20 protein-coding genes are annotated in these 21,386 nt (G+C 70.3%); 9 read left to right on the top strand and 11 right to left on the bottom strand.

The window, feature by feature from the left end; all coding sequences use genetic code 11:
* Positions 1 to 3 precede the first annotated feature (3 nt).
* From dxr to rpsB, 8 genes are all read right to left on the bottom strand, one after another.
* Complete coding sequence (dxr, locus tag EDC34_RS02140) at positions 4 to 1,173, bottom strand: 1-deoxy-D-xylulose-5-phosphate reductoisomerase (RefSeq protein WP_114959191.1); 1,170 nt, start codon at positions 1,171 to 1,173, stop codon at positions 4 to 6.
* A gap of 2 nt (positions 1,174 to 1,175) precedes the next feature.
* Positions 1,176 to 2,027, bottom strand: a complete 852-nt coding sequence (locus tag EDC34_RS02135) for a phosphatidate cytidylyltransferase (RefSeq protein WP_114959190.1) — start codon at positions 2,025 to 2,027, stop codon at positions 1,176 to 1,178.
* Complete coding sequence (uppS, locus tag EDC34_RS02130; RefSeq protein ID WP_162797657.1) at positions 2,024 to 2,773, bottom strand: polyprenyl diphosphate synthase; 750 nt, start codon at positions 2,771 to 2,773, stop codon at positions 2,024 to 2,026. The genes EDC34_RS02135 and uppS overlap by 4 nt, the downstream gene beginning before the upstream one ends.
* A 71-nt stretch (positions 2,774 to 2,844) precedes the next feature.
* Complete coding sequence (gene frr, locus EDC34_RS02125) at positions 2,845 to 3,402, bottom strand: ribosome recycling factor (protein WP_114959189.1); 558 nt, start codon at positions 3,400 to 3,402, stop codon at positions 2,845 to 2,847.
* 90 nt (positions 3,403 to 3,492) lie between these two features.
* Positions 3,493 to 4,215, bottom strand: a complete 723-nt coding sequence (gene pyrH / locus EDC34_RS02120; RefSeq protein ID WP_114959188.1) for a UMP kinase — start codon at positions 4,213 to 4,215, stop codon at positions 3,493 to 3,495.
* Positions 4,216 to 4,296: 81 nt separating this feature from the next.
* Positions 4,297 to 5,787: a GGDEF domain-containing protein gene (locus EDC34_RS02115; RefSeq protein ID WP_114959187.1), complete on the bottom strand. Its 1,491-nt coding sequence runs from the start codon at positions 5,785 to 5,787 to the stop codon at positions 4,297 to 4,299.
* A 168-nt stretch (positions 5,788 to 5,955) separates the two neighbouring features.
* Positions 5,956 to 6,834, bottom strand: a complete 879-nt coding sequence (gene tsf, locus EDC34_RS02110; RefSeq protein ID WP_114959186.1) for a translation elongation factor Ts — start codon at positions 6,832 to 6,834, stop codon at positions 5,956 to 5,958.
* Between the two features lie 166 nt (positions 6,835 to 7,000).
* Positions 7,001 to 7,783 carry a 30S ribosomal protein S2 gene (gene rpsB, locus EDC34_RS02105; RefSeq protein WP_114959185.1) on the bottom strand — a complete coding sequence of 261 codons (783 nt, stop codon included), beginning with the start codon at positions 7,781 to 7,783 and terminating at the stop codon, positions 7,001 to 7,003.
* Positions 7,784 to 8,034: 251 nt separating this feature from the next.
* Between rpsB and map the strand changes: the two genes are divergently transcribed.
* The 8 genes from map (at position 8,035) to asnB (ending at position 18,658) form a co-directional block, all read left to right on the top strand.
* Entirely contained in the window at positions 8,035 to 8,811 is a 777-nt protein-coding gene (gene map, locus EDC34_RS02100) for a type I methionyl aminopeptidase (RefSeq protein WP_114959184.1), read from the top strand.
* Between the two features lie 2 nt (positions 8,812 to 8,813).
* Positions 8,814 to 11,414, top strand: a complete 2,601-nt coding sequence (gene glnD, locus EDC34_RS02095; RefSeq protein WP_114959183.1) for a [protein-PII] uridylyltransferase — start codon at positions 8,814 to 8,816, stop codon at positions 11,412 to 11,414.
* Positions 11,411 to 12,256, top strand: a complete 846-nt coding sequence (dapD, locus tag EDC34_RS02090) for a 2,3,4,5-tetrahydropyridine-2,6-dicarboxylate N-succinyltransferase (protein ID WP_114959182.1) — start codon at positions 11,411 to 11,413, stop codon at positions 12,254 to 12,256. Before glnD ends, dapD begins: the two co-directional genes overlap by 4 nt.
* Before the next feature lie 12 nt (positions 12,257 to 12,268).
* Positions 12,269 to 13,147, top strand: coding sequence for a hypothetical protein (locus tag EDC34_RS02085; RefSeq protein WP_114959181.1), 879 nt, complete (start codon positions 12,269 to 12,271; stop codon positions 13,145 to 13,147).
* A 53-nt stretch (positions 13,148 to 13,200) separates the two neighbouring features.
* Positions 13,201 to 15,090, top strand: coding sequence for a CocE/NonD family hydrolase (locus EDC34_RS02080; RefSeq protein ID WP_114959180.1), 1,890 nt, complete (start codon positions 13,201 to 13,203; stop codon positions 15,088 to 15,090).
* A gap of 1 nt (position 15,091) precedes the next feature.
* Complete coding sequence (locus tag EDC34_RS02075; RefSeq protein WP_114959179.1) at positions 15,092 to 15,448, top strand: Spx/MgsR family RNA polymerase-binding regulatory protein; 357 nt, start codon at positions 15,092 to 15,094, stop codon at positions 15,446 to 15,448.
* Between the two features lie 114 nt (positions 15,449 to 15,562).
* On the top strand, positions 15,563 to 16,693 hold the full coding sequence (gene dapE / locus EDC34_RS02070) for a succinyl-diaminopimelate desuccinylase (RefSeq protein WP_114959178.1): 1,131 nt from the start codon (positions 15,563 to 15,565) through the stop codon (positions 16,691 to 16,693).
* A 261-nt stretch (positions 16,694 to 16,954) separates the two neighbouring features.
* Positions 16,955 to 18,658, top strand: coding sequence for an asparagine synthase B (gene asnB / locus EDC34_RS02065; protein ID WP_114959177.1), 1,704 nt, complete (start codon positions 16,955 to 16,957; stop codon positions 18,656 to 18,658).
* A gap of 1 nt (position 18,659) precedes the next feature.
* On the opposite strand, the gene EDC34_RS02060 is transcribed toward asnB, so the two are convergent.
* Positions 18,660 to 19,964, bottom strand: coding sequence for a diguanylate cyclase (locus EDC34_RS02060; protein WP_114959176.1), 1,305 nt, complete (start codon positions 19,962 to 19,964; stop codon positions 18,660 to 18,662).
* A 195-nt stretch (positions 19,965 to 20,159) separates the two neighbouring features.
* On the opposite strand from EDC34_RS02060, the gene EDC34_RS02055 reads away from it, so the two are divergent.
* Positions 20,160 to 20,417 carry a hypothetical protein gene (locus EDC34_RS02055; RefSeq protein WP_114959175.1) on the top strand — a complete coding sequence of 86 codons (258 nt, stop codon included), beginning with the start codon at positions 20,160 to 20,162 and terminating at the stop codon, positions 20,415 to 20,417.
* Positions 20,418 to 20,462: 45 nt separating this feature from the next.
* Here the strand turns inward: EDC34_RS02055 and EDC34_RS02050 are convergent, their stop codons facing one another.
* A complete protein-coding gene (locus EDC34_RS02050) occupies positions 20,463 to 21,188 on the bottom strand; it encodes a sulfite exporter TauE/SafE family protein (RefSeq protein WP_114959174.1) in 726 nt (241 codons plus the stop codon).
* Positions 21,178 to 21,378 carry a cbb3-type cytochrome oxidase assembly protein CcoS gene (gene ccoS, locus EDC34_RS02045; RefSeq protein WP_114959173.1) on the bottom strand — a complete coding sequence of 67 codons (201 nt, stop codon included), beginning with the start codon at positions 21,376 to 21,378 and terminating at the stop codon, positions 21,178 to 21,180. Before ccoS ends, EDC34_RS02050 begins: the two co-directional genes overlap by 11 nt.
* Between the last annotated feature and the right edge of the window lie 8 nt (positions 21,379 to 21,386).

Genomic DNA, 21,386 nt, shown 5'->3' with positions numbered 1-21,386 from the left:
CGCTCATGCCTGCCCCCCGCGCGCGGCAATCCGGGCTTGCGCCAGCGCGCGTGCGCGCGCATCCGCTGCCAGCAGCGTCTCCAGGGAATCGGCGGCGTGTGGCGGCATGGCGTCCAGGGTCGCGCTGACGGTGTCGGGAATGTCCAGAAAACCAATCCGGCCCTGAAGAAAGGCTGAAACCGCCTCTTCGTTGGCGGCGTTGAGCACGGCCGGCGCGGTGCCGCCTGCCTCCAGTGCAGCGAAGGCCAGCGCCAGGCAGGGAAACGCCTCGAAGTCGGGCGCCTCGAACTCCAGCCGTCCGCCCTGCGCCAGTAGGTCCAGCGCACCGACCCCGGAGGCGATCCGCCGCGGCCAGCCGAGGCCCACCGCCAGCGCGGTGCGCATGTCGGGCAGACCGAGCTGGGCCAGGCTGCTGCCGTCGGTGAAATCCACCAGCGAGTGCACCAGCGACTGCGGATGCACCAGCACGCGGATGGCGTCCGCCGGGACCGCGAACAGGTGGTGGGCCTCGATCACCTCCAGCCCCTTGTTCATCAGGGTGGCGGAATCGACCGAGATCTTCGGCCCCATCGACCACTTCGGATGCGCCACCGCCTGCGCCGGGGTGACCGCAGCCAGCGCCGCGCCCGACCAGCCGCGGAACGGGCCGCCGGAGGCGGTCAGGGTGATCCGCGCCGGCGGGTTGCCGTCGGCCAGGCACTGGAAGATCGCGTTGTGCTCGCTGTCGATCGGGATGATGGTCGCCGCGTGGACGTGCGCTTCGCGCATCAGGAGCTCGCCGGCCAGCACCAGCGATTCCTTGTTGGCCAGCAGCAGGCGCTTGCCCGCGCGCGCGGCGGCGAGGGTGGAGGACAGGCCGGCGGCGCCGACGATCGCGGCGACCACGGTGTCGCAGGCATCGCCGGCGACCAGCGCGTCCAGCGCCGCGGCACCGGCATGCGCCTGGGTGTCCAACCCGGCCGCGCGCAGGCCGTCGCGCAGGGCCGGGTATGCGGCCGGATCGGCGATCACCGCATGTTCCGGGCGGTGCGTGCGGCACAGCGCGAGCAGCGCCTCGACCTGGCGACCGGCCGCCAGCACGCTGGCCCGCATCGCCTGCGGATGGCGCGCGATGACGTCCAGCGCGGACGTGCCGATCGAACCGGTGGCCCCCAGGACCGCGACCCGCTGCATCTTCAGAACCCCAGCCAGATCTTGCCCAGTGCGAATACCGGCAGCGCGGCCAGCACGCTGTCCATCCGGTCCAGCACGCCGCCGTGGCCGGGGATCAGGGTGCCGGAATCCTTCAGCCCGGCGTGACGCTTGAGCAGGCTTTCGAACAGGTCGCCAGCGACCGCGAACAGCACGGTGATCGCCGCCACCAGCGCGATGCCGGGTAGCTGCGCCGCGTGCGCGCCGATCACCAGCGCGCCCAGTACCGCGACCAGCATGGCCAGTACCACGCCGCCGACCACGCCTTCCCAGGTCTTGTTCGGGCTGATCCGCGGCGCCAGCCGGCGCCCGCCGAACCACTGCCCGCCGAAGCGGCGGCCGGTGAAGTAGGCGCCGGTGTCGGCCGCCCAGACCAGCAGCAGGGCCAGCAGCAGCCAGCGGTGGCCGCTGGGCTGGCTGGCGTGGATCAGGGCCAGCGCGCACCAGGCCGGCACGATCGCCGCGGTCCCGGCGGCCAGCTTGAACATCCGCGCATTGCCGTCGTGGCGGGCGGCGAAGTCGTAGTGGCGCAGCCACAGCAGGCTCAGCAGCCACCAGGCCACGCCCAGCACCACGGCAACCTGGAACAGCGGCAGCGCGCCGGCGTGCTGCGAGCGCGAGCCCCACACCAGCGCGACCATCAGCGCCAGGTTGCAGGCCAGCAGGATGCTGCGTGCCAGGGTGTCCTCCACCTCGGCCAGCCGCAGCCACTCCCACAGCGCGAGCAGGAACACCACCGCGCTGGGCAGCATCAGCCAGCTGGTGGGCAGCAGCAGGACGGCGCCGATGGCGACCGGGGCCATGGCCAGGGCGGCCAGTACACGGGTTCGGGTCAAGAGGTTCTCCCGCTGGGGTGGCGTACCTGCTCGCCGGTCAGGCCGAAGCGGCGCTCGCGGACGGCGTAGTCGGCCAGCGCCGCGTCCAGCACGCCGGCATCGACCTCGGGCCACAGGGTATCGGTGAACCACAGCTCGGTGTAGGCCAGCTGCCACAGCAGGAAATTGCTGATGCGCAGCTCGCCGCCGGTGCGGATGAACAGGTCCGGCGCGGGCAGGTCGGCCAGCGCCATGCGTGCGCCCAGCGCGTCCTCGTCGATCTGTTCCGGGCGCAGGCGCCCGGCGGCCACGTCCTCGGCCAGGGCGCGCGCGGCGCTGGCGATGTCCTGGCGGCCGCCGTAGCTGGCGGCGATGGTCAGGGCCAGGCGCGCGTTGCCGGCGGTCAGCGCTTCGGCCGCCTGCATCCGCGCCTGCAGCGGGGCGTCGAAGCGCGCGCGCTCGCCGATGAAGCGCAGGCGCACGCCCAGCCGGTGCAACTCGTCCACCTCGCGCTCCAGCGCGCCGAGGAACAGCTTCATCAGGCCGCCGACCTCCTCGGCCGGCCGCCTCCAGTTCTCGCTGGAGAAGGCGAACAGGGTCAGTGCCGCGATCCCGCGCTGCAGGCAGAACTCCACGCATCGATTGACCGCGCGCGCGCCGGCGCGGTGCCCGACCAGCCGCGGGCGGTGCCGCTGCTGCGCCCAGCGGCCGTTGCCATCCATCACGATGGCCAGATGGCGGGGCACCGGGGCGGGCAGGGCGCTCACGCGGCGGGCACGGGCATGTGCGGCGAGGGCATGCGCGGGAAGGGCATCGGCGGGCGGTCCGGTGCGGCCGCTCAGACCGCCATCAGCTCGGCTTCCTTGGCCTTCACCACCTCGTCCACGTCCTTGATCGCCGCGTCGGTGATCTTCTGGATCTCGGCCTCGGCGCGCGCGCTCTCGTCCTCGGTGATCTGCTTGTCCTTCAGCAGCTCCTTCACCTGGTGGTTGGCGTCGCGGCGGATGTTGCGGATGGCCACCTTGGCGTCCTCGCCCTCGCCATGCACCACCTTGGTCAGGTCGCGGCGGCGCTCCTCGGTCAGCGCCGGCAGGTTCAGGCGGATGGTGGTGCCGGCGGTGTTCGGGGTCAGGCCCAGGTCGGAGGCGAGGATCGCCTTCTCCACCGCGCCCACCACGGTCTTGTCCCACGGCGTGATCACCAGCGAGCGGGCGTCGGCCACCGACACGCTGGCCACCTGCGACAGCGGCACTTCGCTGCCATAGGCCACCACTTTGATGGAATCGACCAGCCCGGTGGAGGCGCGCCCGGTGCGCACCTTGACCAGGTTGTGGCGCAGCGCCTCGATGCTCTTGGCCATGCGGGCCTGGGCGTCTTTCTTGATCTCGTTCAACATGGCGGCGTGGCTCCGGGGGTGGTGTTCTGCGAACCGGCGATTATATAGGCGCGGCCCGGCGCGCATCGGCGCCGGCGCCCGCTCCGGCACTCAGCCGCGGCCGTGCACCAGGGTGCCCAGCGGCTCGCCGCGCAGGATCCGCAGCAGCACCCCGGGCTGGGCCATGTCGAAGATGCGCAGTGGCAGGCCGGCGTCGCGGCACAGGGCGAACGCGGCGGTGTCCATCACCTGCAGGTCGCGGGCGATCACCTCGTCGTAGGTCAGGTTTTCCAGCTTGATCGCGTCCGCGTGCTTGTTCGGGTCCTTGTCGTACACCCCGTCCACCTTGGTCGCCTTCAGCAGCAGGTCGGCGCCGATCTCGATCGCGCGCAGCGCGGCGCCGGAATCGGTGGTGAAGAACGGGTTGCCGGTGCCGGCGGCGAAGATGGTGATGCGGCCCTTCTCGAGGTGGCGCACGGCGCGGCGGCGGATGTAGTCCTCGCACACGTCGTTGATCTTGATCGCGCTCATCACCCGGCACTTGGCGCCCAGTTTTTCCAGCGCATCCTGCATCGCCAGCGCGTTGATCACGGTGGCCAGCATGCCCATGTGGTCGCCGGTGACCCGGTCCATGCCGCTGGCGGCCAGCCCCGCGCCGCGGAAGATGTTGCCGCCGCCGATCACCAGCGCGATCTCGGCGCCAGCCTCGCGCGCCTCGATCACCTCGCGCGCGATCCGGGTCAGTACCTTCGGGTCGATGCCGTAGTCCTCGTCCCCCATCAGCGCCTCGCCCGAAAGTTTCAGCAGGATGCGGCGATGGGCGAGTTCGGACATGGCGGGCCTCGGGCGTTGGAAAAATCCCGGGAATTCTAGCGGAAAGCGCGCGCCGGGCCGCCGCCCGGCACGCCGGCGGGTTTATCCGCGATGCAGATGCACGCGGTTGCGGCCACCGCGCTTGGCCGCGTACAGCGCGCCGTCGGCGGCCTGCAGCATCGCCACCACGTTGTCGAAGCGGGCGTGACTGCCGTTCTGCACGGCGACCCCGGCGGAGAAGGTGACGTGGATGGGGCGGCCTTCCACCACCGCCATCGGCAGCCGCGCCACCTCGGCCAGCAGGCGCTGCAGCACCACGATGGCGGCCTCCTCGTCGGAATAGGGCAGCACCAGCAGGAACTCCTCGCCGCCGTAGCGGGCCAGCAGGTCGCTGGCGCGCAGGCTGCCCTGCAGGCTGAGTGCGAACTGGCGCAGCACCTGGTCGCCCACCAGGTGGCCGTGGCCGTCGTTGATCTGCTTGAAGTCGTCGATGTCGATCAGCGCCAGTGCCAGCGGCGAATGCTGGCCGGCGATGGCGAACGCGCGCTCCAGCGACTCCTCCATGTGCAGGCGGTTGTGCACGCCGGTCAGCGGGTCGCGGCGCGACTGCTCGGTGAGCTGGCGCATGCGCTCCTCGAGCGCGTGCGCCTCGTCGCGCGTCTGCGCCATTTCCTGGATCTGGCGCAGGTTGCGCAGGATCAGAAGTTCGCGCGCGTGCTCGCCGATCGACTGCAGGTGCGCCGGGTTGTCGATGTGCACGTCGAACACGGTGGCGATCTCCGGCACCGAGGCGGCGATCTCGGGCAGCAGCGCGTCCAGGCCGGGGCCGCCCTCGCCGGTGCAGGTGGCGATGCGGGCCTGCGCGAGTTCGACCAGCACGTCCGCCGGCCGTTCGCCGGCCAGCCACAGGTCGGCGATTGCGCCGGAGGCCTGCACGCAGCGCTGCAGCAGGTCCTCCGCGGGGCGCTCGTCCTCGCTGCGGGCGATGGCATCCACCAGGTAGCCCGGCAGGTTCCAGCGCGCGGCCAGCCAGGCGCCGATTTCCGCGTGGTCGCTGCCGTAGTGGGCGCGCTCCAGCACCAGCAGCGCGTCGTTGCCGTTGGCCTTCGCGCACAGCGAGGCATAGCCGTCGGTGAGCGCCTGCAGCAGCGCCAGCCGGCCCATGTCCTGCAGCAGGCCAGCCAGCATCAGGGTATCGGTGCGGGGGACGCCGGCGTGCTGCCCGAGGATGCGCGCCGCCAGGCCGGCCAGCACGCTGCGGCGCCAGAGATGCTCCTGCAGGGCCTCGCTGCCGTGGCTGCCGCGCAGGCCCTGCATCAGCGAGAACCCGAGCGCCAGGCTGAGGGTGGCGTTCACCCCCAGGGTGGTCATCGCCTGCGCCAGGGTGCCGGCACGGCGCCGGGTGGCGTACAGCGGGGAATTGGCCATCCGCAGCAGGCGCGCGCTCAGGGCCGGATCCATGCCCACGATCTGGGCCACGTCGGCCAGGGTCGCGTTCGGGTTCTGCGCAAGGTCGATGATCTGCAGCGCCACCCCGGGCGGCGAGGGCAGGTTGCGGCAGTGCAGCAGCGTGCTTTCGAGTTCGGGTCGCATCCGGCGGGTGGGCTCTGATCCTGAATGGCTAGTATGCGATGGCAACGCGCAAAGGGGGAATTAGCGGCACGAAAAACCCGCCTTGCGGCGGGTTTTTCGTGATGCGCGGCGGGTTTCGGCGCCAGTGGCGACGCCCGCGGCCTGTCTCAGGCCTGCATCAGGGCTGCCTCAGACCTGCATCGCCTTGGCGACTTCGGCCAGGTAGTCTTCCTGCACCTTCTCGATGCCTTCGCCGACCACCAGGCGCTGGAAGCCGATCACGTCGGCGCCGGCGGCCTTGAGCACCGCCTCGACGGTCTTGTCGCCGTCCAGCACGTAGGGCTGGCCGTACAGGGTGACCTCGTTGACGATCTTGTTGAGCTTGCCGCTGATGATCTTCTCCAGGATGTCGGCCGGCTTGGCCTTGTCCTTCTCGCTCATCTTGGCCAGCTCGATCTCCTTTTCCTTGGCGATGAACTCGGCCGGCACGTCGGCGGCCTTGTTGTAGGGCGGGTTCATCGCCGCCACGTGCATGGCCAGGCCGCGCGCCAGCTCGGCGTCGCCGCCGGCCAGTTCGACCAGCACGCCGATCTTGCCGCCGTGGACGTAGGCCGCCACGTGGTTGGCGGTGTCCATGCGCACCATGCGGCGCACCTGGATGTTCTCGCCCAGCTTGGCGACGGCGGCGGCACGGGCTTCCTCGACGGTCTCGCCGGAGGCCAGCTTGGCGGCCTTCAGGGTCTCCACGTCGGCGCTGCCGGAGGCCAGCGCGGCCTGGGCCACGGCCTCGCACAGGGCGATGAAGTTGCTGTCCTTGGCCACGAAGTCGGTCTCGGAGTTGACCTCGACCAGCACGGCCTTGCCGCCGTCCTGGGCCGCGGCGATGCGGCCTTCGGCGGCCACGCGGCTGGCCTTCTTGTCGGCCTTGGCCAGGCCCGACTTGCGCAGCCACTCGGCGGCGGCATCGATGTCGCCGTTGTTTTCGGTGAGTGCCTTCTTGCACTCCATCATGCCGGCGCCGGTGCGCTCGCGCAGTTCCTTCACGAGGGAAGCGGTGATTTCAGCCATTGGGGATTACCTCCAGATGTTTGGGAACGTCATCCCCACGGAAGCGGGGATTCAGCCGTTGGATCCGATGTGCGGCGCTGGAAAGGCTGGATTCCCGCATTCGCGGGAATGACGAGCAAATGCGAATCGCGGCCGCGCAGCATGGCGCGGCCGCGTGACCGGACGATTACTCGCCCTTCTTGCCGTTGCGGCGGGCCGGCTTGGCGGCGTCCTCGCCCTCGACCGCGGCGGCGAAGTCCTCTTCGCGCACCGAGGCGGAGTTCGGGGCGGCGGCCTTGCCTTCCAGGACCGCGTCGGCGGCGGCGCGGGCATACAGCTGCACGGCGCGGATGGCGTCGTCGTTGCCCGGGATGGCGTAGTCCACCAGCGCCGGGTCGTAGTTGGTATCCACCACCGCCACCACCGGGATGCCCAGTTTCTTGGCTTCCTTGATGGCGATGTCCTCGTGGCCGATGTCGATCACGAACAGCGCGTCGGGCAGGCGGTTCATGTCCTTGATGCCGCCCAGGCTGGCTTCCAGCTTCTCGCGCTCGCGGCGCAGCGCCATCACTTCATGCTTCACCAGCTTCTGGAAGGTGCCGTCGGTCTCGGCGGCCTCGAGTTCCTTCAGGCGCGCGACCGACTTCTTCACGGTGGCGAAGTTGGTCAGGGTGCCGCCCAGCCAGCGCTGGGTCATGTACGGCATGCCGCAGCGCTCGGCCTCTTCCTTGATCGCCTCGCGCGCGCTGCGCTTGGTGCCGACGAACAGGACGATGCCGCGCTTCTGGGCCACGCCGCTGATGAAGTTCATCGCGTCGTTGAACAGCGGGACGGTCTTCTCGAGGTTGATGATGTGGATCTTGCCGCGGGCACCGAAGATGTACGGGCCCATCTTGGGGTTCCAGTAGCGGGTCTGGTGGCCGAAGTGGACGCCGGCTTCCAGCATCTGGCGCATGGTGATCTGGGGCATTGCTAAAAACTCCGATGTGGTGGAATCCGCGCCGGGAAATGTGGCACTGCGCCCTGCCGCACGCGGCGGGCGCTGGATCCCGGGGTTGGGCCTCCCCATCGTCACTGCTGCCGAACCCGCTTGCGCGGGCACCCCGGAGCAGGGGTTGCCGATGGGTGTGGATTCGCCGGTGACGCCCGGCGTGGCGGCTTTTGCAGCTGGCGGAGTATAGCCGCGGCGCGCGGCGCGGGCAAATGCGCGATAATCCGGGCATGAGCATCCACCTGAAGACCCCCGCCGAGATCGAGAAGATGCGCGAGGCCGGCCGCCTGGCCGCCGAAGTGCTGCAGGTGGTCGCCCCGTTCGTGAAGCCGGGCGTCACCACCGAGGAACTCGACCGCATCTGCCACGACCACATCGTGAACGTGCAGGGCGCGATCCCGGCCAACGTGGGCTACCGCGGCTATCCCAAGACCGTGTGCACCTCGGTCAACAACGTCATCTGCCATGGCATTCCCAGCGAATCAAAAGTGCTGAAGGACGGCGACATCGTCAATATCGACGTCACCGTCATCAAGGACGGCTGGCACGGCGACACCAGCCGCATGTACTTCGTGGGCACGCCCTCGGTGATGGCGCGGCGGCTGGTCGAGGTCACCCGCGAGGCGATGTTCCGCGGCATCCGCGCGGTGCGCCCGGGCGCGACCCTGGGCGATATCGGCCATGCCATCCAGGAATACGCCGAGGGCCAGCGCTTCAGCGTGGTGCGCGAGTACTGCGGCCACGGCATCGGCAAGGTCTACCACGACGACCCGCAGGTGCTGCACTACGGCCGCCCGGGCGAGGGCCTGGTGCTGCAGGAAGGCATGACCTTCACCATCGAGCCGATGATCAACGAGGGCAGTCGGCACACCCGGCTGCTGCCGGACGGCTGGACCGTGGTGACCAAGGACCGCAAGCTGTCGGCGCAGTGGGAGCACACCGTGGCGGTCACCCGCGACGGGGTGGAGATCCTCACCCGGCTTCCGGGCGACGACAACGACCTGTGAGCATGGCGGCGGCGGACGACGCCGGCTGGTCTTCCGCGGCCAAAGCCGTGCTGGCCCGCGCGGACGCCCGCCTGGCCCGCCGCTACGACGCCGGAGTTCCCGCCGACCGCCTGGTGCTGCTGCGCGCGCGCGCGGTGGATGCGCAGGTGCGCGCGGCCTGGCACCGTTGCTTCCCGGCGGACGCGGCGCAGGCCCCGGCTCCGCTGTCACTCTTCGCGGTCGGCGGCTACGGCCGCGGCGAGCTGTTCCCGCATTCCGACATCGACCTGCTGGTGCTGGCGGAAACCACCGCGCAGCGCCGGTTCGAATCCGCGCTGGCGCGGTTCGTGGCGCTGCTGTGGGATGCCGGCCTGGAAGCCAGCCATGCGGTGCGCTCGCCGCAGCAGTGCAGCGAGGCCGCGGCCGACCTCAGCGTGCTCACGGCGCTGATGGAGGCGCGTCCGCTGGTGGCGGACGCCGCCGCGGCTGCATCCCTGCGCGAGGCGATCGCGCCGGCGCGGGTGTGGCCGCCGGAGGCGTATTTCGAGGCCAAATGCGAGGAGCAGCGCCAGCGCCACGCGCGCTTCGGTGATACCTCCGACAACCTCGAGCCGAACCTGAAGGACGGCCCGGGCGGCCTGCGCGACCTGCACGTGCTGGGCTGGCTGGCGCTGCGCAGCTTCGGCGTGCATGCGCTGGACCGGTTGGTCGCGCTCGGCCGGCTCGGCTGGGACGAGGCGGCCGCGCTGGAGCGCGAGCGGCGCGCGCTGTGCCGGCTGCGCTACGGCCTGCATCTGGTTGCCGGGCGCCGCGAGGAGCGGCTGCGCTTCGATTACCAGAAACTGCTGGCCGAGCGGCTGGGCTACGTGGACGACGGCAAGGCACTGGCGGTCGAGCAGATGATGCAGGGCTTCTACCGCAGCGCCGCGGTGGTGCGCCGGATCGGCGACCGCCTGCTGCAGCGCTTCGAGGAGCATTTCGCCGGGGTGGCGGCGCCGGAGCCGATCGACGCCCACTTCGAGCGCCGTGGCGGCTATCTGGCCACGCGCGTCCCGGGCTGGCTGGGCCAGGACCCGGCGCATATCTTCGCCTTGTTTTTGCAATGGGCCGCCGATCCCGACCTGCGTGGACTGCATTCGCAGACAGCGCGCGAGCTGGCGCAGGAATTGCCGCAGATTCCAGCCTACGAGGAGGCCCCGCCGTCGCTGCGCGCCGCGTTCATGGCCCTGCTGCGCGGCCCGCAGCCGGTGCGCACGCTGGAGCGAATGGCGCGCGCGGGCGTGCTGGGGCGCTGGATCACCGCGTTCCAGCGGGTGTCCGGACGCATGCAGTTCGACCTGTTCCACGTGTTCACCGTGGACCAGCACACGCTGGCGGTGCTGCGCAACCTGGAAGGTTTCGCCAGCGGCCAGCCGGACCCGCGGTTTTCCACCGCCCACCAGGTCTGGCCGTCGCTGCGCAAGCCCGAGCTGCTGCTGCTGGCGGGGCTGTTCCACGACATCGGCAAGGGCCGTGGCGGCGATCATTCCGAGCTTGGCGCGGTGGATGCGCGCGCCTTCTGCGAGGCGCACGCGCTATCCGAGCCCGACACCGCGCTGGTGGAATGGCTGGTGCGCAAGCACCTGCTGATGTCGGTGACCGCGCAGAAGCAGGACATCACCGATCCGGCCGTGATCCACCGCTTCGCCGCCGAGGTAGGCGATCGCCAGCGCCTGGACGCGCTGTACCTGCTGACCTGCGCCGACATCGCCGGCACCTCTCCCAAGCTCTGGAACAGCTGGAAGGACCGCCTGCTGGCCGACCTGCATGCCGCTACCCGGCTGGCGTTGCGGCGCGGGCTGGGGCAGCCGGTGGCGGTGGCGGAGCGGATCGCCGAGAACCGCGAGGCGGCGCGCGCGCTGCTGCATGCCGAAGGGTGCGACGCGGGCACGATCGAGGCCGTATTCGCGCGCATGCCGGAGGAGAACTTCCTGCGCAGCCGCGCCGACCAGATCGCGTGGCAGGCGAATGCGCTGCGCGAGGCTGCGCCCGGGCAGGCGGTGGTGGCGGCGCGCGCGATGCCGGGCCGCGACGGCCGCGACGGGCTGGACGTGCTGGTGCACATGCCCGACCGCGACGGCCTGTTCGCCGCGATCGTGATCACCCTCGACCGCCTGGGCATGAGCGTGCTGCAGGCGCGCGCGCTGGACGGCCCGGACGGCACCATCTTCGATACCTTCCACGTGCTGCCGGCGGAGCAGCGGCAGGCGCCGGAGCCGGCGCTGCTGGCGACGACCCTGGCGCGCGCGCTGGCCGGCGACATCGCCCGCCTGCGTCCGGCGCGGCGCAGCCAGCCGCAGCACCTGCGCCACTTCCGGGTGCCGCCGCAGCTGGATTTCACCGATCTCGACGGCGGCACGCGCATCGAACTGGTCTGCACCGACCGCCCCGGGCTGCTGGCCGACGTCGCCCACGTGCTGCGCGAACACGGCCTGCGCGTGCATGATGCGCGCATCGCCACCTTCGGCGAGCGCGCCGAAGACCTGCTGCTGGTCAGCGATGCCCACAACCACCCCCTGGCGCCGGACCGGCGCGACGCCCTGCGCGCCGCGCTGCTGGCCGCCCTCGACGGAGACAAACGATGAGCCTGCCCGATACCGATGCCCTGCGCGCCATCCTCGACGACGCCTGGGAGCGCCACGCCGAGTTGACTGCCGATGAGATCGCCACGCGCGTGCGCCCGGCGGTGGACGCGGCCATCGCCGGGCTGGAGCGCGGCGAGCTGCGCGTGGCCGAGCCCGATGGCAGCGGCGGCTGGCGGGTGAACCAGTGGCTGAAGAAAGCGGTGCTGTTGTACTTCCGCACCCAGGACATGGCGGTGGTGGACGCTTCGCCTGCGCCGTTCTGGGACAAGGTGCCGGCGCGCTTTTCCGGGTTTGATGCGGAAGCGTTCCGTGCGCTTGGCGCGCGCGTGGTGCCGGGTGCAGTGGTGCGCGCCGGCAGCCATATCGGCCGCGATGTGGTGCTGATGCCGAGCTTCGTCAACATCGGCGCCTACGTAGGCGAGGGCACGATGGTGGATACCTGGGCCACGGTCGGCAGCTGCGCGCAGATCGGACGTGGCTGCCACCTGTCCGGCGGCGTCGGCATCGGCGGCGTGCTGGAACCGCTGCAGGCCGGGCCCACCATCATCGAGGACCATTGCTTCATCGGCGCGCGCTCCGAGGTGGTGGAGGGCGTGATCGTCGGACATCACAGCGTGATCGGCATGGGCGTGTTCCTCGGCCAGAGCACGCGCATCTACAACCGCATGACCGGCGAGGTCAGCTACGGCAGCGTGCCGCCCTACAGCGTGGTGGTCTCCGGCGCGCTGCCGGCGGCCGACGGCAGCCATTCGCTGTACTGCGCGGTGATCGTCAAGCAGGTGGACGAGAAGACCCGCGGCAAGACCAGCGTCAACGACCTGCTGCGCGGGCTGGCGGACTGAGGGCAGGCCCGCATGCCTGAAGTTGCCGATTCACTTGCGACTGCCGCACAGTATCGCCATCCCGCTGGTTCGCTTTCTGGGCGGCTCATCGGTGCCCTCGTAGATTGTCCGCGCTGGACGGCTTTGCGCCGATGGGCGGCCTTGCGCATGCCGATGCCCATCCTCGCTAGTGACGTGACCGATGTGGTGTACATGAACTGGTGGCTGGATGTGGATCAGCTGCCTGCACCGCCGGCGGGATACCGCTATTGGGTACGCACCGGGCATACGCCATTCACGATCTTGACCTACCGGCACGGCGGTTTTGGTCCAGCTGCATGGGGGCCACTTCGACGCCTGTTGCCTTCGCCTTTGCAGAGCAACTGGCGCTGGTATCTGCAGCGCGAGGACGAGCCGCCGGATGCGATGCCGACCGTGCTGTTCGCGCGCAACGTGATGGACAGCCTGCCGCACGTCATTGGCGCACGGCTTCTGAGCGATGCGATGCAGCCGCATCTGGCGGCAGATTTCGTGCATCGGATCGACGCGGATCGTATCGTGACGTCGATCGATCCGGGGCAGGGCAGTGCGCCGCGCATGCGGGCAGTGTTGCGTGATTGCGATCCTGCGCAGGTCGATGCCACCTGGTGGATGGGACGATTCGGTAGCCGGGAACAAGCGTGGGAGTTCCTCGCCTGCCAAAAGGCTGCCCTGGCCATCGCGCCCGATGGCTGCATCGCTCTCACCCGCATCGATCTGCCCGTGAACATTGCCCATTTGCGGCCGCTGTCCGTAGCGGTCGAAGGTATCGAATGTCCACTGCTGGGCGCCATGGGAGGGAGCGCGGAGCAAGCCCTCTGCTTCCTGTTGCCTCGCGTGCCATTTAGAGTCGTGTCCGAACGGCTGCTGTGACAACCTTCGTTGAGTTCGGTATCCAGCGTCGATTGCCCTGGAGGAGTCGCCCCATGAAGACGTCGTTGCTCGTCACCTTGCTGGTCGCCGCGCTGACGGCCGCCTCGGCCAATTCCGCGCAGGACCTCTCGCGCTACAGCGACGAGGGATTGCGCGCGGAGCTGGCCTCCATTTCCGAGGCCGATACCGCGGTGCTGGTGCCGATGCGCGACGGCATCGGCCTGTCCACCAACATCTGGCGGCCGAAGGGCGCCACCGGGCCGCTGCCCACCATCCTGTGGAAGACGCCGTACAACGAGCACGTCCCGCGCGGCAGCACCGCCCGCTTCGCGGTGGAGGCGGTGCGCAACGGCTATGCCTTCATCGTGCAGAACGAGCGCGGCCGCTACTTCAGCCAGGGCAAGTACGAGATCCTCGGCTACCCGCAGACCGACGGCTACGACACCCTGAGCTGGATCGCCAAGCAGCCGTGGTCGAACGGCAAGGTGGGCACGCTGGGCTGCTCGTCGTCGGCGGAGTGGCAGCTGGCGCTGGCGGCGATGCACCACCCGGCGCACGCGGCGATGGTGCCGATGGCCGCGGGCGCGGGCATCGGCAAGGTTGGCCCGTTTTGGGAGCAGGGCAATTTCTACACCGGCGGCGTGCCGCGCATCCTGTTCGCGGTGTGGATGTACGGCGTGGACAATCCGCTGCGCGCGCAGATCCCCGATACCGTCACCGGTGCGATGCGCGCGCATATCGCCCAGTACAACGACCTCGATGCCAGGAAGCCCGAGGTGGACTGGAAGAAGCACATCTGGCACCTGCCGTACGCCAGCCTGCTGTCCTCGCTGGGCGAGCCGGCGGGCACGTTCGAGCAGCAGATCGCGCGCACCCCGGGCGACCCGGCGTGGAAGACCGGCGGCCTGTACGACGATTCCATGGGCTGGGGCGTGCCGGCGCTGTGGTTCAACAGCTGGTACGACGTGTCGATCGGCCCGAACATGGCGCTGTACAACCACGCGCGCAGCGTGAACAGCAACCCCGTGGCCAGTGCCAACCAGTACGTGGTGGTGGGCCCGAACCCGCATTGCCAGTTCGCGCGCCTGGGCAAGGACTACAAGGTCGGCGACCGCGAGATGGGCGACGCCAGCTTCCCGGTGGACCAGCAGATCTGGGCCTTCTTCGACCGCTGGCTGAAGAACCAGCCCAAGGCGTTCCCGGCCGAGACCCCGCACGTGCGCTACTTCACCATGGGGTTGAACCGCTGGCAGTCCGACGCGCAGTGGCCGCCGAAGGCGGCGCAGCCGGTGCGCCTGTACCTGCGCTCGAACGGGCGCGCCAATTCGCTGGAGGGCGACGGCGTGCTCAGCTTCGAGGCCCCGCGCGGCACGGAGCCGGCCGACCGCTACCGCTACGACCCGGCCAACCCGGTGCAGACCATCGGCGGCGGCGACTGCTGCAACGGCGGGCTGGTGGTGCCCGGTGCCTTCGACCAGCGCCCGGTGGAGATCCGCAACGATGTGCTGGTGTACACCAGCGCGCCGCTGGAGCAGCCGCTGGAAGTGACCGGTTTCGTGCAGCCGCTGCTGCACGTTTCGTCCAGCGCCAAGGACACCGACTTCGCGGTGAAGCTGGTGGACGTGGCGCCGGATGGCACCGCCTGGATCATCGGCGACACCATCCTGCGCGCGCGCTACCGCGACGGCTACCTCAAGCCGGAGCCAATGCAGCCCGGCCAGATGGTCACGCTCAGGCCGACCCCGATCACCACCTCGATCCAGTTCGGCAAGGGCCACCGCATCCGGGTGGAGATCACCAGCTCCAACTTCCCCAAGTTCGCGCGCAACCTCAACACCGGCGGCCCGAACGAGACCGAGAGCACGATGGTGGTGGCGGACAACGCGGTGCATCATTCCGCCGAGGCTTCCAGCTACATCGAACTGCCGGTGGTGAAGCACTGACATGGCCGCGACCCTGTACGGATTGAAGAACTGCGACACCTGCAAGAAGGCCCTCAACTGGCTGAAGCGCTTCGACGTGCCGCACGCGTTCGTGGACTACCGCGAGCAGCCGCAGCCGCCGGAGACCCTGCTGGCATGGCGGGATGCGGTGGGCGGCTGGGATGCGCTCGTCAACAAGTCCTCGACCACCTGGCGCCAGCTGCCTCCCAACCGCAAAACCCCCGGCAGCGATGCCGAATGGAAGCTCCTGCTGCGCGAATACCCGCAGCTGATCCGGCGGCCGGTGGTGGTGCTGGACGACGGCACCATCGCGCAGGGCTTTTCGGACAACGGCTTCAAGAAGCTGTTCGGGATTTGATCTTGGCGCCCTCTCCCTGCGGGAGAGGGCCGGGGTGAGGGTTCGGGGCGCTGCGATGATGTCGCTTGCCGTACCGTTGCCCCAACTCCTGCGAGGGGAGAAGGATTGACCACCATGAGCGATGTGCTGCAACTCACCCGGGATCTCATCGCGCGGCCGTCGGTGACGCCAGAGGATGCTGGTTGCCAGGCAGTGATCGCGCAGCGCCTGCAGGCCGCGGGGTTCGCCGTCGAGCACCTGCGCTTCGGGGCGGTGGACAACCTCTGGGCGAGCCACGGCCGCGGTGGCCCGGTGCTGCTGCTCCTGGGCCACACCGACGTGGTGCCGCCCGGCCCGCGTGCGGCGTGGGCCAGCGATCCGTTCGTTCCCGAGGTGCGCGATGGCCTGCTGTACGGGCGCGGCGCCGCCGACATGAAGGGCAGCGTGGCGGCCTTCGTGGTGGCGCTGGAGCGCTTCGTCGCCGCGCATCCCGCGCATCCGGGCACGGTGGCCTTGCTGCTGACTTCGGACGAGGAGGGCGAGGCCATCGATGGCGTGCGCAAGGTTGCGCAGGTGCTGCGCGAACGCGGCGAGCGCATCGACTGGTGCATCACCGGCGAGCCGTCCTCGAAGCAGGTGCTGGGCGACCTGCTGCGGGTCGGCCGCCGCGGCACGCTGTCGGCCACGCTGATGGTGCGCGGCATCCAGGGCCACGTGGCGTATCCGGAGAAGGCGCGCAACCCGATCCACCAGGCGCTGCCGGCGCTGGCGGAACTCACCGCCCGGCGCTGGGACGACGGCTATGAATCGTTCCCGCCGACCAGCCTGCAGATCAGCAACGTACATGCGGGCACCGGCGCCAACAACGTGATCCCGGGCGAGCTTTCGGTGCTGTTCAACCTGCGCTACAACCCGCACTGGCGCGCCGAGCAGCTGGAAGCCGAATGCGAGGCCGTGCTGCGCGCGCACGGGCTGGATTACGCCATCACCTGGCACCGCGGCGGCGAGCCGTTCTATACCCCGGAAGGCCGCCTGCGCGCGGTCGCGCGCGCGGTGCTCGCCGAGTTTTCCGGCCACCCGCCGGAGGAGAGCACCGGCGGCGGCACCTCGGATGCGCGCTTCATCGCCCCGCTGGGCGCGCAGTGCATCGAGATCGGCCCGGTCAACGCCAGCATCCACCAGGTCGACGAACACGTGCGCGTGGCCGACCTCGAGCGCCTGCCTGCGCTGTACGCAACCCTGATGGAACGCCTGCTGTGCGTCTGAGCCGCCGCTTGCGCGCGCCACGACGGGCGTGCAATAGTCGGCCCATGCCGTCCCGCAGCGCCAGCGCGATCTTCCTCAACCGCAATAATCGCGGCGCCCACCAGCGTGCGCGGCTGCGGGCCCGCGCCTAGGCGAAGCAGCAGCAAGCCGAATCCCTCCCAAGCCCGCATCGCAAGATGCGGGCTTTTTCGTTGCGCCGTCCTTCCCGCTTCTTTCCACCTTCATTCATTCCTTCCACCGCCCACGCCAAGGACTTTCGCCATGTGCTCCATCTTCGCCATCTTCGGCCTGCAGCCCGGGGACGACCTGCATGCCCTGCGCCGCGAGGCGCTCGACCGTTCCCGCCGGCAGCGCCACCGCGGGCCGGACTGGAGCGGCGTCCACGTGGACGCCGGCGCCATCCTGGTGCACGAGCGCCTGGCCATCGTCGATCCGGCCGGTGGCGCCCAGCCGCTGCTGTCGGAAGACGGTGCGCTGGTACTGGCGGTCAATGGCGAGATCTACAACCACGCCGTGCTGAAGGACGCGCTGCGCCAGCCCTATGCGTTCCAGACCGCCTCCGACTGCGAGGTGATCAACGCGCTGTACCGCGAGGACGATCCGGCCACCTTCCTGAACCGCCTCAACGGCATCTTCGCGTTCACGCTGTGGGACCGCGCGCGCGGGCGCGTGCTCATCGCCCGCGACCCCATTGGCGTCGTGCCGCTGTACTGGGGCCATGACGCGCAAGGCCGCCTGCGCGTGGCCTCGGAGATGAAGGCGCTGGTGGACGATTGCGCCGACGTGGCACCGTTCCCGCCCGGCCACTGGTACGACAGCGCAACCGGCGAGCTGACGCGGTACTACGCGCGGCCCTGGCGGAACTACGACGCGGTGGAAGGCGTTGCGGTGCCGCTGGCCGAACTGCGCCAGGCGTTCGAGGCCGCGGTGCGGCGGCAGCTGATGAGCGACGTGCCCTACGGGGTGCTGCTGTCCGGCGGGCTGGATTCCTCGCTGGTCGCCGCAGTGGCCGCCCGCCATGCCCGCCGGCGGGTCGAGGATGACGGCAGGAGCGAGGCGTGGTGGCCGCGCCTGCACAGTTTCGCGATCGGGCTGAAAGGCTCGCCGGATCTTGCCGCCGCCGAGGTCGCCGCGCGCGCACTGGGCACCGTGCACCACGGCTTCGAATACACCTTCGAGGAGGGGCTGGACGCGGTTCCGGAGGTGATCCGCCACGTCGAGACCTACGACGTCACCACCATCCGCGCGTCCACCCCGATGTTCCTGCTGGCACGCCGGATCAAGGCGATGGGGGTGAAGATGGTGCTGTCCGGCGAGGGCAGCGACGAGCTGTTCGGCGGCTACCTCTACTTCCACAAGGCACCGGATGCGCGCGCCTTCCACGAAGAACTGGTGCGCAAGCTGGAGGCGCTGCACCAGTTCGACTGCCTGCGCGCGAACAAGGCGATGATGGCCTGGGGCGTGGAGGCGCGGGTGCCGTTCCTGGACGTGGAGTTCATCGAGATGGCGATGCGCATGGACGCCGCCCACAAGATGGTGCGCAAGGGCGACGCCGGGCCGCAGCGGATGGAGAAGGGCATCCTGCGTGCGGCTTTCACCGGGTATCTGCCGGACGAGATCCTGTGGCGGCAGAAGGAGCAGTTCAGCGACGGCGTTGGCTACGGCTGGATCGACGGCCTCAAGGCGCATGCCGAGGCGCAGGTCTCCGACCGCGTGTTGGCGGCCGCGGCCGCGCGCTTTCCGGTCAACCCGCCGCAAAGCAAGGAGGCGTACTGGTACCGCCACCTGTTCGAGCAGTGCTTCCCCGGGCAGGCGGCGGCGCAGACGGTGCCGGGCGGGAAATCGATCGCCTGTTCCTCGCCGGCGGCGATCGCCTGGGATGCCGCGTTCGCGGCGATGGCCGATCCGTCCGGGCGCGCGGTGGCGGGCGTGCACCACGCCGCGCCACCCGTCGCCGCGCGCTGACTCAGCCCGGCTCCAGCCCGCGCAGCTGGTTGCGGCCGCCGGCCTTGGCCAGGTACAGGTGGCGGTCGGCCTCGCCCAGCAGCTTGTGGAGGTTGGGGAACTGCGCGTCGCGCTGGCAGGCGCCGATGCTGATGGTGATGCGCAGCGGGCGGCCGTCGATGTCGATCTCGAGCGCCTGCACCGCCTCGCGCAGGGCCTCCAGGTGGCGCGTCGCGGCCTCGCGGTCGAGGCCGTGGATCAGCATGCAGAACTCCTCGCCGCCGAAGCGCCCGCTGAAGTCATTGGCGCGGGTGTGCCGCTGCAGCGCCTGCGCCATCGCGCGCAGGGCCTGGTCGCCGGCCTCGTGGCCGTAGCTGTCGTTGACGTGCTTGAAGTGGTCGATGTCGATCATCGCCACCGTGACCTCGCTGCTGGCCTGCTGCGCCAGCAGGCGCTCGCTGTGCTCGAGGAAGCTGCGGCGGTTGGGCAGGCCGGTCAGGAAGTCGCGGGTGGCCAGGTCCTGCAGGGTGCCGATCAGTTCCAGCTGGTCGATGTTCTGCGAGACCCGGCAGAAGAACTCCTCGCGCGAGAACGGCTTGTGCAGGAAGTCGTTGGCGCCGCTCTTGAGAAAGCGCGGGATCAAGGAAGCGTCGCTGCTGCCGGACACGCCAATGACTGCCATACGGTCGCGCGCGCGCAGCTGGCGCAGGCGGCGGGTCAGCTCGATGCCGTCCATCATCGGCATCTCCTGGTCCACGATGCACAGGCGGATGCCGGGGTCGGCCTCCACCGCGCGCAGGGCGGAGCTGCCGTCGGCCACGTGCGCCACCTGGTAGCCCTGCGCCGACAGCAGGGAGGCGATGAACGAGCGCGACGCCAGCGAATCGTCCACCACCAGCGCGCCGATCCGGCGGTTGCGTTCCAGCCGGCGTACCAGCCAGACCAGGTAATCCAGGCTGTCGGGCGTGCTTTTCAGCACGTAGTCGATGATCTGCTGCTGCAGCGCGCGCTTGCGCAGTTCCTCGTCGTACACGCCGCTGACCACGATGGTGGGCAGACCACGGGCGGCGAAGAACTCCAGGATCTGGTCGCGGTCGCCGTCGGCCAGCACCATGCCGGTCAGCACCAGGAACCAGTCGTCGCGGGCATCCAGCAGGCGGGCGGCATCGGCCAGGGTGGCGGCTACCTCCACCGGCAGCTCCACCTGCTGCTCGATCGCCGCGCGCAGCATCGAGGTGTAGGCCCGGGAGTTCTCCACCACCAGCACGCGCTGGGGCAGGGGTTGTTGCGCGTGCCCGGCAGGCGGCAGGGCGGTGGCGGTCGGCATCAACGGTGGTTCCGGGCTGGGTGGCGGCAGGGCATGGCGTGCGTGGGGGATGTAGGGTTTTTTACCACGAAGGAAGGCTGCGATCGCGCTTGCGATGGGCATGAACGAAGTTTCATGCCGCGGTCATTGCGGCGCAGCGCGTGCAGGCGCAGGCTGCAATCGCCCGTCCGGGCGCCACCACTCGGGAGAGTCCGCATGAATACCGTACTGCCGTCCATCGCGCTGGCCGTCACCCTGCTGTTCGCCTCCAGTGCCTTCGCCACGCCCCAGGCCACTGCCGCCAAGCCGGCTGCCGCCTCCGCCAAGGGCGAGGTCCAGTCCGCCAACCGCTGCCGCGACGGCAAGGGCAAGTTCATCAAATGCGAGGCCGCCGCCAAGCCCGCCAAGCAGGCCTGCCGCGACGACAAGGGCAAGTTCATCAAGTGCCCGGCGGCCCCGGCGGCGAAGAAGTAGCACGTCGCAGCTGCTGCGCTGGGCGTCGCGGCAGGCCCGCGGCGCTCAGCCCGGCGGCAGGCTGCGGCAGCCCAGCGCGCCCAGCAGGCCGTGCAGGGCCGGGGCCTGCATCAGCCACGGCGCGGCCACGGTGAGCAGGCCGGAGGCCACCACCAGCGCGGCGGCGGCATTGCGGAACGGGCCGCGCTGCAGGCGCTGGCCGATGCGCGCGCCGGCCCAGGTCAGCGGCACCATCACCGGCAGGGTGCCGAGCCCGAAGGCCGCCATCGTCAGCGCGCCGTGCAAGGCGCTGGCGCTGAGCCAGGCCGCGGCCAGCAGGGTGGTGGAGAGGCCGCACGGCATCCAGCCCCAGAGGGCGCCCAGCAGCAGGCGCTTGCCGGCGGTGTCGGCCGGCAGCAATCGCCGCTGCAGGGGACGCAGCGCCTGCCACAGGCGGCTGCCGGGCCCGCCGGAGAAACGCGGCAGGCGGCCGCGGCGGTCCAGCATGCGCAGTCCGGCCACGATCAGCACCAGGCCGACCAGCGCGCGCATCGCGATGCCCAGCTGCGGCATGCGGGCGACCCCGAGCAGGCCGCCGCCGAGGCCGCCCACCAGCGCCCCGGCCAGTACGTAGCCGGCCACCCGTCCCAGGTTCGGCTGCAGCGCCGCGACCGCGCCGCGTGCGTGCATGGAGAATCCGGTGGCGATGCCGCCGCACATCGCCACGCAGTGCGCGCCGCCCAGCAGGCCGGCCAGCAGCGCCGGCACCAGCACCAGCAAATCAACCGGCATGGTCGCTCCCGCCGCGGCGATCATCGTCGGTGCGGCTGGCGGGTGGCGCGGGCGGCTCATCGCGCAGGATGTCCAGCGCCGGGGTATCGAGATCCTCGAACTGACCGTTGCGCACCGCCCACACGAACACCAGCACCGCAATGCCGAGCAGGATCAGGCTGATCGGGATCAGGAACAGCAGGATGGTCATGGCAGGAG

Origin of the sequence: Thermomonas haemolytica, assembly GCF_004346265.1 — a bacterium.
Classification (GTDB): Bacteria; Pseudomonadota; Gammaproteobacteria; order Xanthomonadales; family Xanthomonadaceae; genus Thermomonas; species Thermomonas haemolytica.
The sequence above is the reverse complement of the archived record's forward strand: the minus strand, read 5'-3'. Positions and strand labels throughout refer to the sequence as shown.

Bases quoted from the DNA above. Each gene is read 5' to 3' on its own strand.
- dxr (WP_114959191.1), bottom strand. From the start codon at position 1,173: ATGCAGCGGGTCGCGGTCCTGGGGGCCACCGGTTCGATCGGCACGTCC.
- frr (WP_114959189.1), bottom strand. From the start codon at position 3,402: ATGTTGAACGAGATCAAGAAAGACGCCCAGGCCCGCATGGCCAAGAGC.
- pyrH (WP_114959188.1), bottom strand. From the start codon at position 4,215: ATGTCCGAACTCGCCCATCGCCGCATCCTGCTGAAACTTTCGGGCGAG.
- EDC34_RS02115 (WP_114959187.1), bottom strand. From the start codon at position 5,787: ATGCGACCCGAACTCGAAAGCACGCTGCTGCACTGCCGCAACCTGCCC.
- tsf (WP_114959186.1), bottom strand. From the start codon at position 6,834: ATGGCTGAAATCACCGCTTCCCTCGTGAAGGAACTGCGCGAGCGCACC.
- rpsB (WP_114959185.1), bottom strand. From the start codon at position 7,783: ATGCCCCAGATCACCATGCGCCAGATGCTGGAAGCCGGCGTCCACTTC.
- map (WP_114959184.1), top strand. From the start codon at position 8,035: ATGAGCATCCACCTGAAGACCCCCGCCGAGATCGAGAAGATGCGCGAG.
- glnD (WP_114959183.1), top strand. From the start codon at position 8,814: ATGGCGGCGGCGGACGACGCCGGCTGGTCTTCCGCGGCCAAAGCCGTG.
- dapD (WP_114959182.1), top strand. From the start codon at position 11,411: ATGAGCCTGCCCGATACCGATGCCCTGCGCGCCATCCTCGACGACGCC.
- EDC34_RS02085 (WP_114959181.1), top strand. From the start codon at position 12,269: ATGCCTGAAGTTGCCGATTCACTTGCGACTGCCGCACAGTATCGCCAT.
- EDC34_RS02080 (WP_114959180.1), top strand. From the start codon at position 13,201: ATGAAGACGTCGTTGCTCGTCACCTTGCTGGTCGCCGCGCTGACGGCC.
- EDC34_RS02075 (WP_114959179.1), top strand. From the start codon at position 15,092: ATGGCCGCGACCCTGTACGGATTGAAGAACTGCGACACCTGCAAGAAG.
- dapE (WP_114959178.1), top strand. From the start codon at position 15,563: ATGAGCGATGTGCTGCAACTCACCCGGGATCTCATCGCGCGGCCGTCG.
- asnB (WP_114959177.1), top strand. From the start codon at position 16,955: ATGTGCTCCATCTTCGCCATCTTCGGCCTGCAGCCCGGGGACGACCTG.
- EDC34_RS02060 (WP_114959176.1), bottom strand. From the start codon at position 19,964: ATGCCGACCGCCACCGCCCTGCCGCCTGCCGGGCACGCGCAACAACCC.
- EDC34_RS02055 (WP_114959175.1), top strand. From the start codon at position 20,160: ATGAATACCGTACTGCCGTCCATCGCGCTGGCCGTCACCCTGCTGTTC.
- EDC34_RS02050 (WP_114959174.1), bottom strand. From the start codon at position 21,188: ATGCCGGTTGATTTGCTGGTGCTGGTGCCGGCGCTGCTGGCCGGCCTG.
- ccoS (WP_114959173.1), bottom strand. From the start codon at position 21,378: ATGACCATCCTGCTGTTCCTGATCCCGATCAGCCTGATCCTGCTCGGC.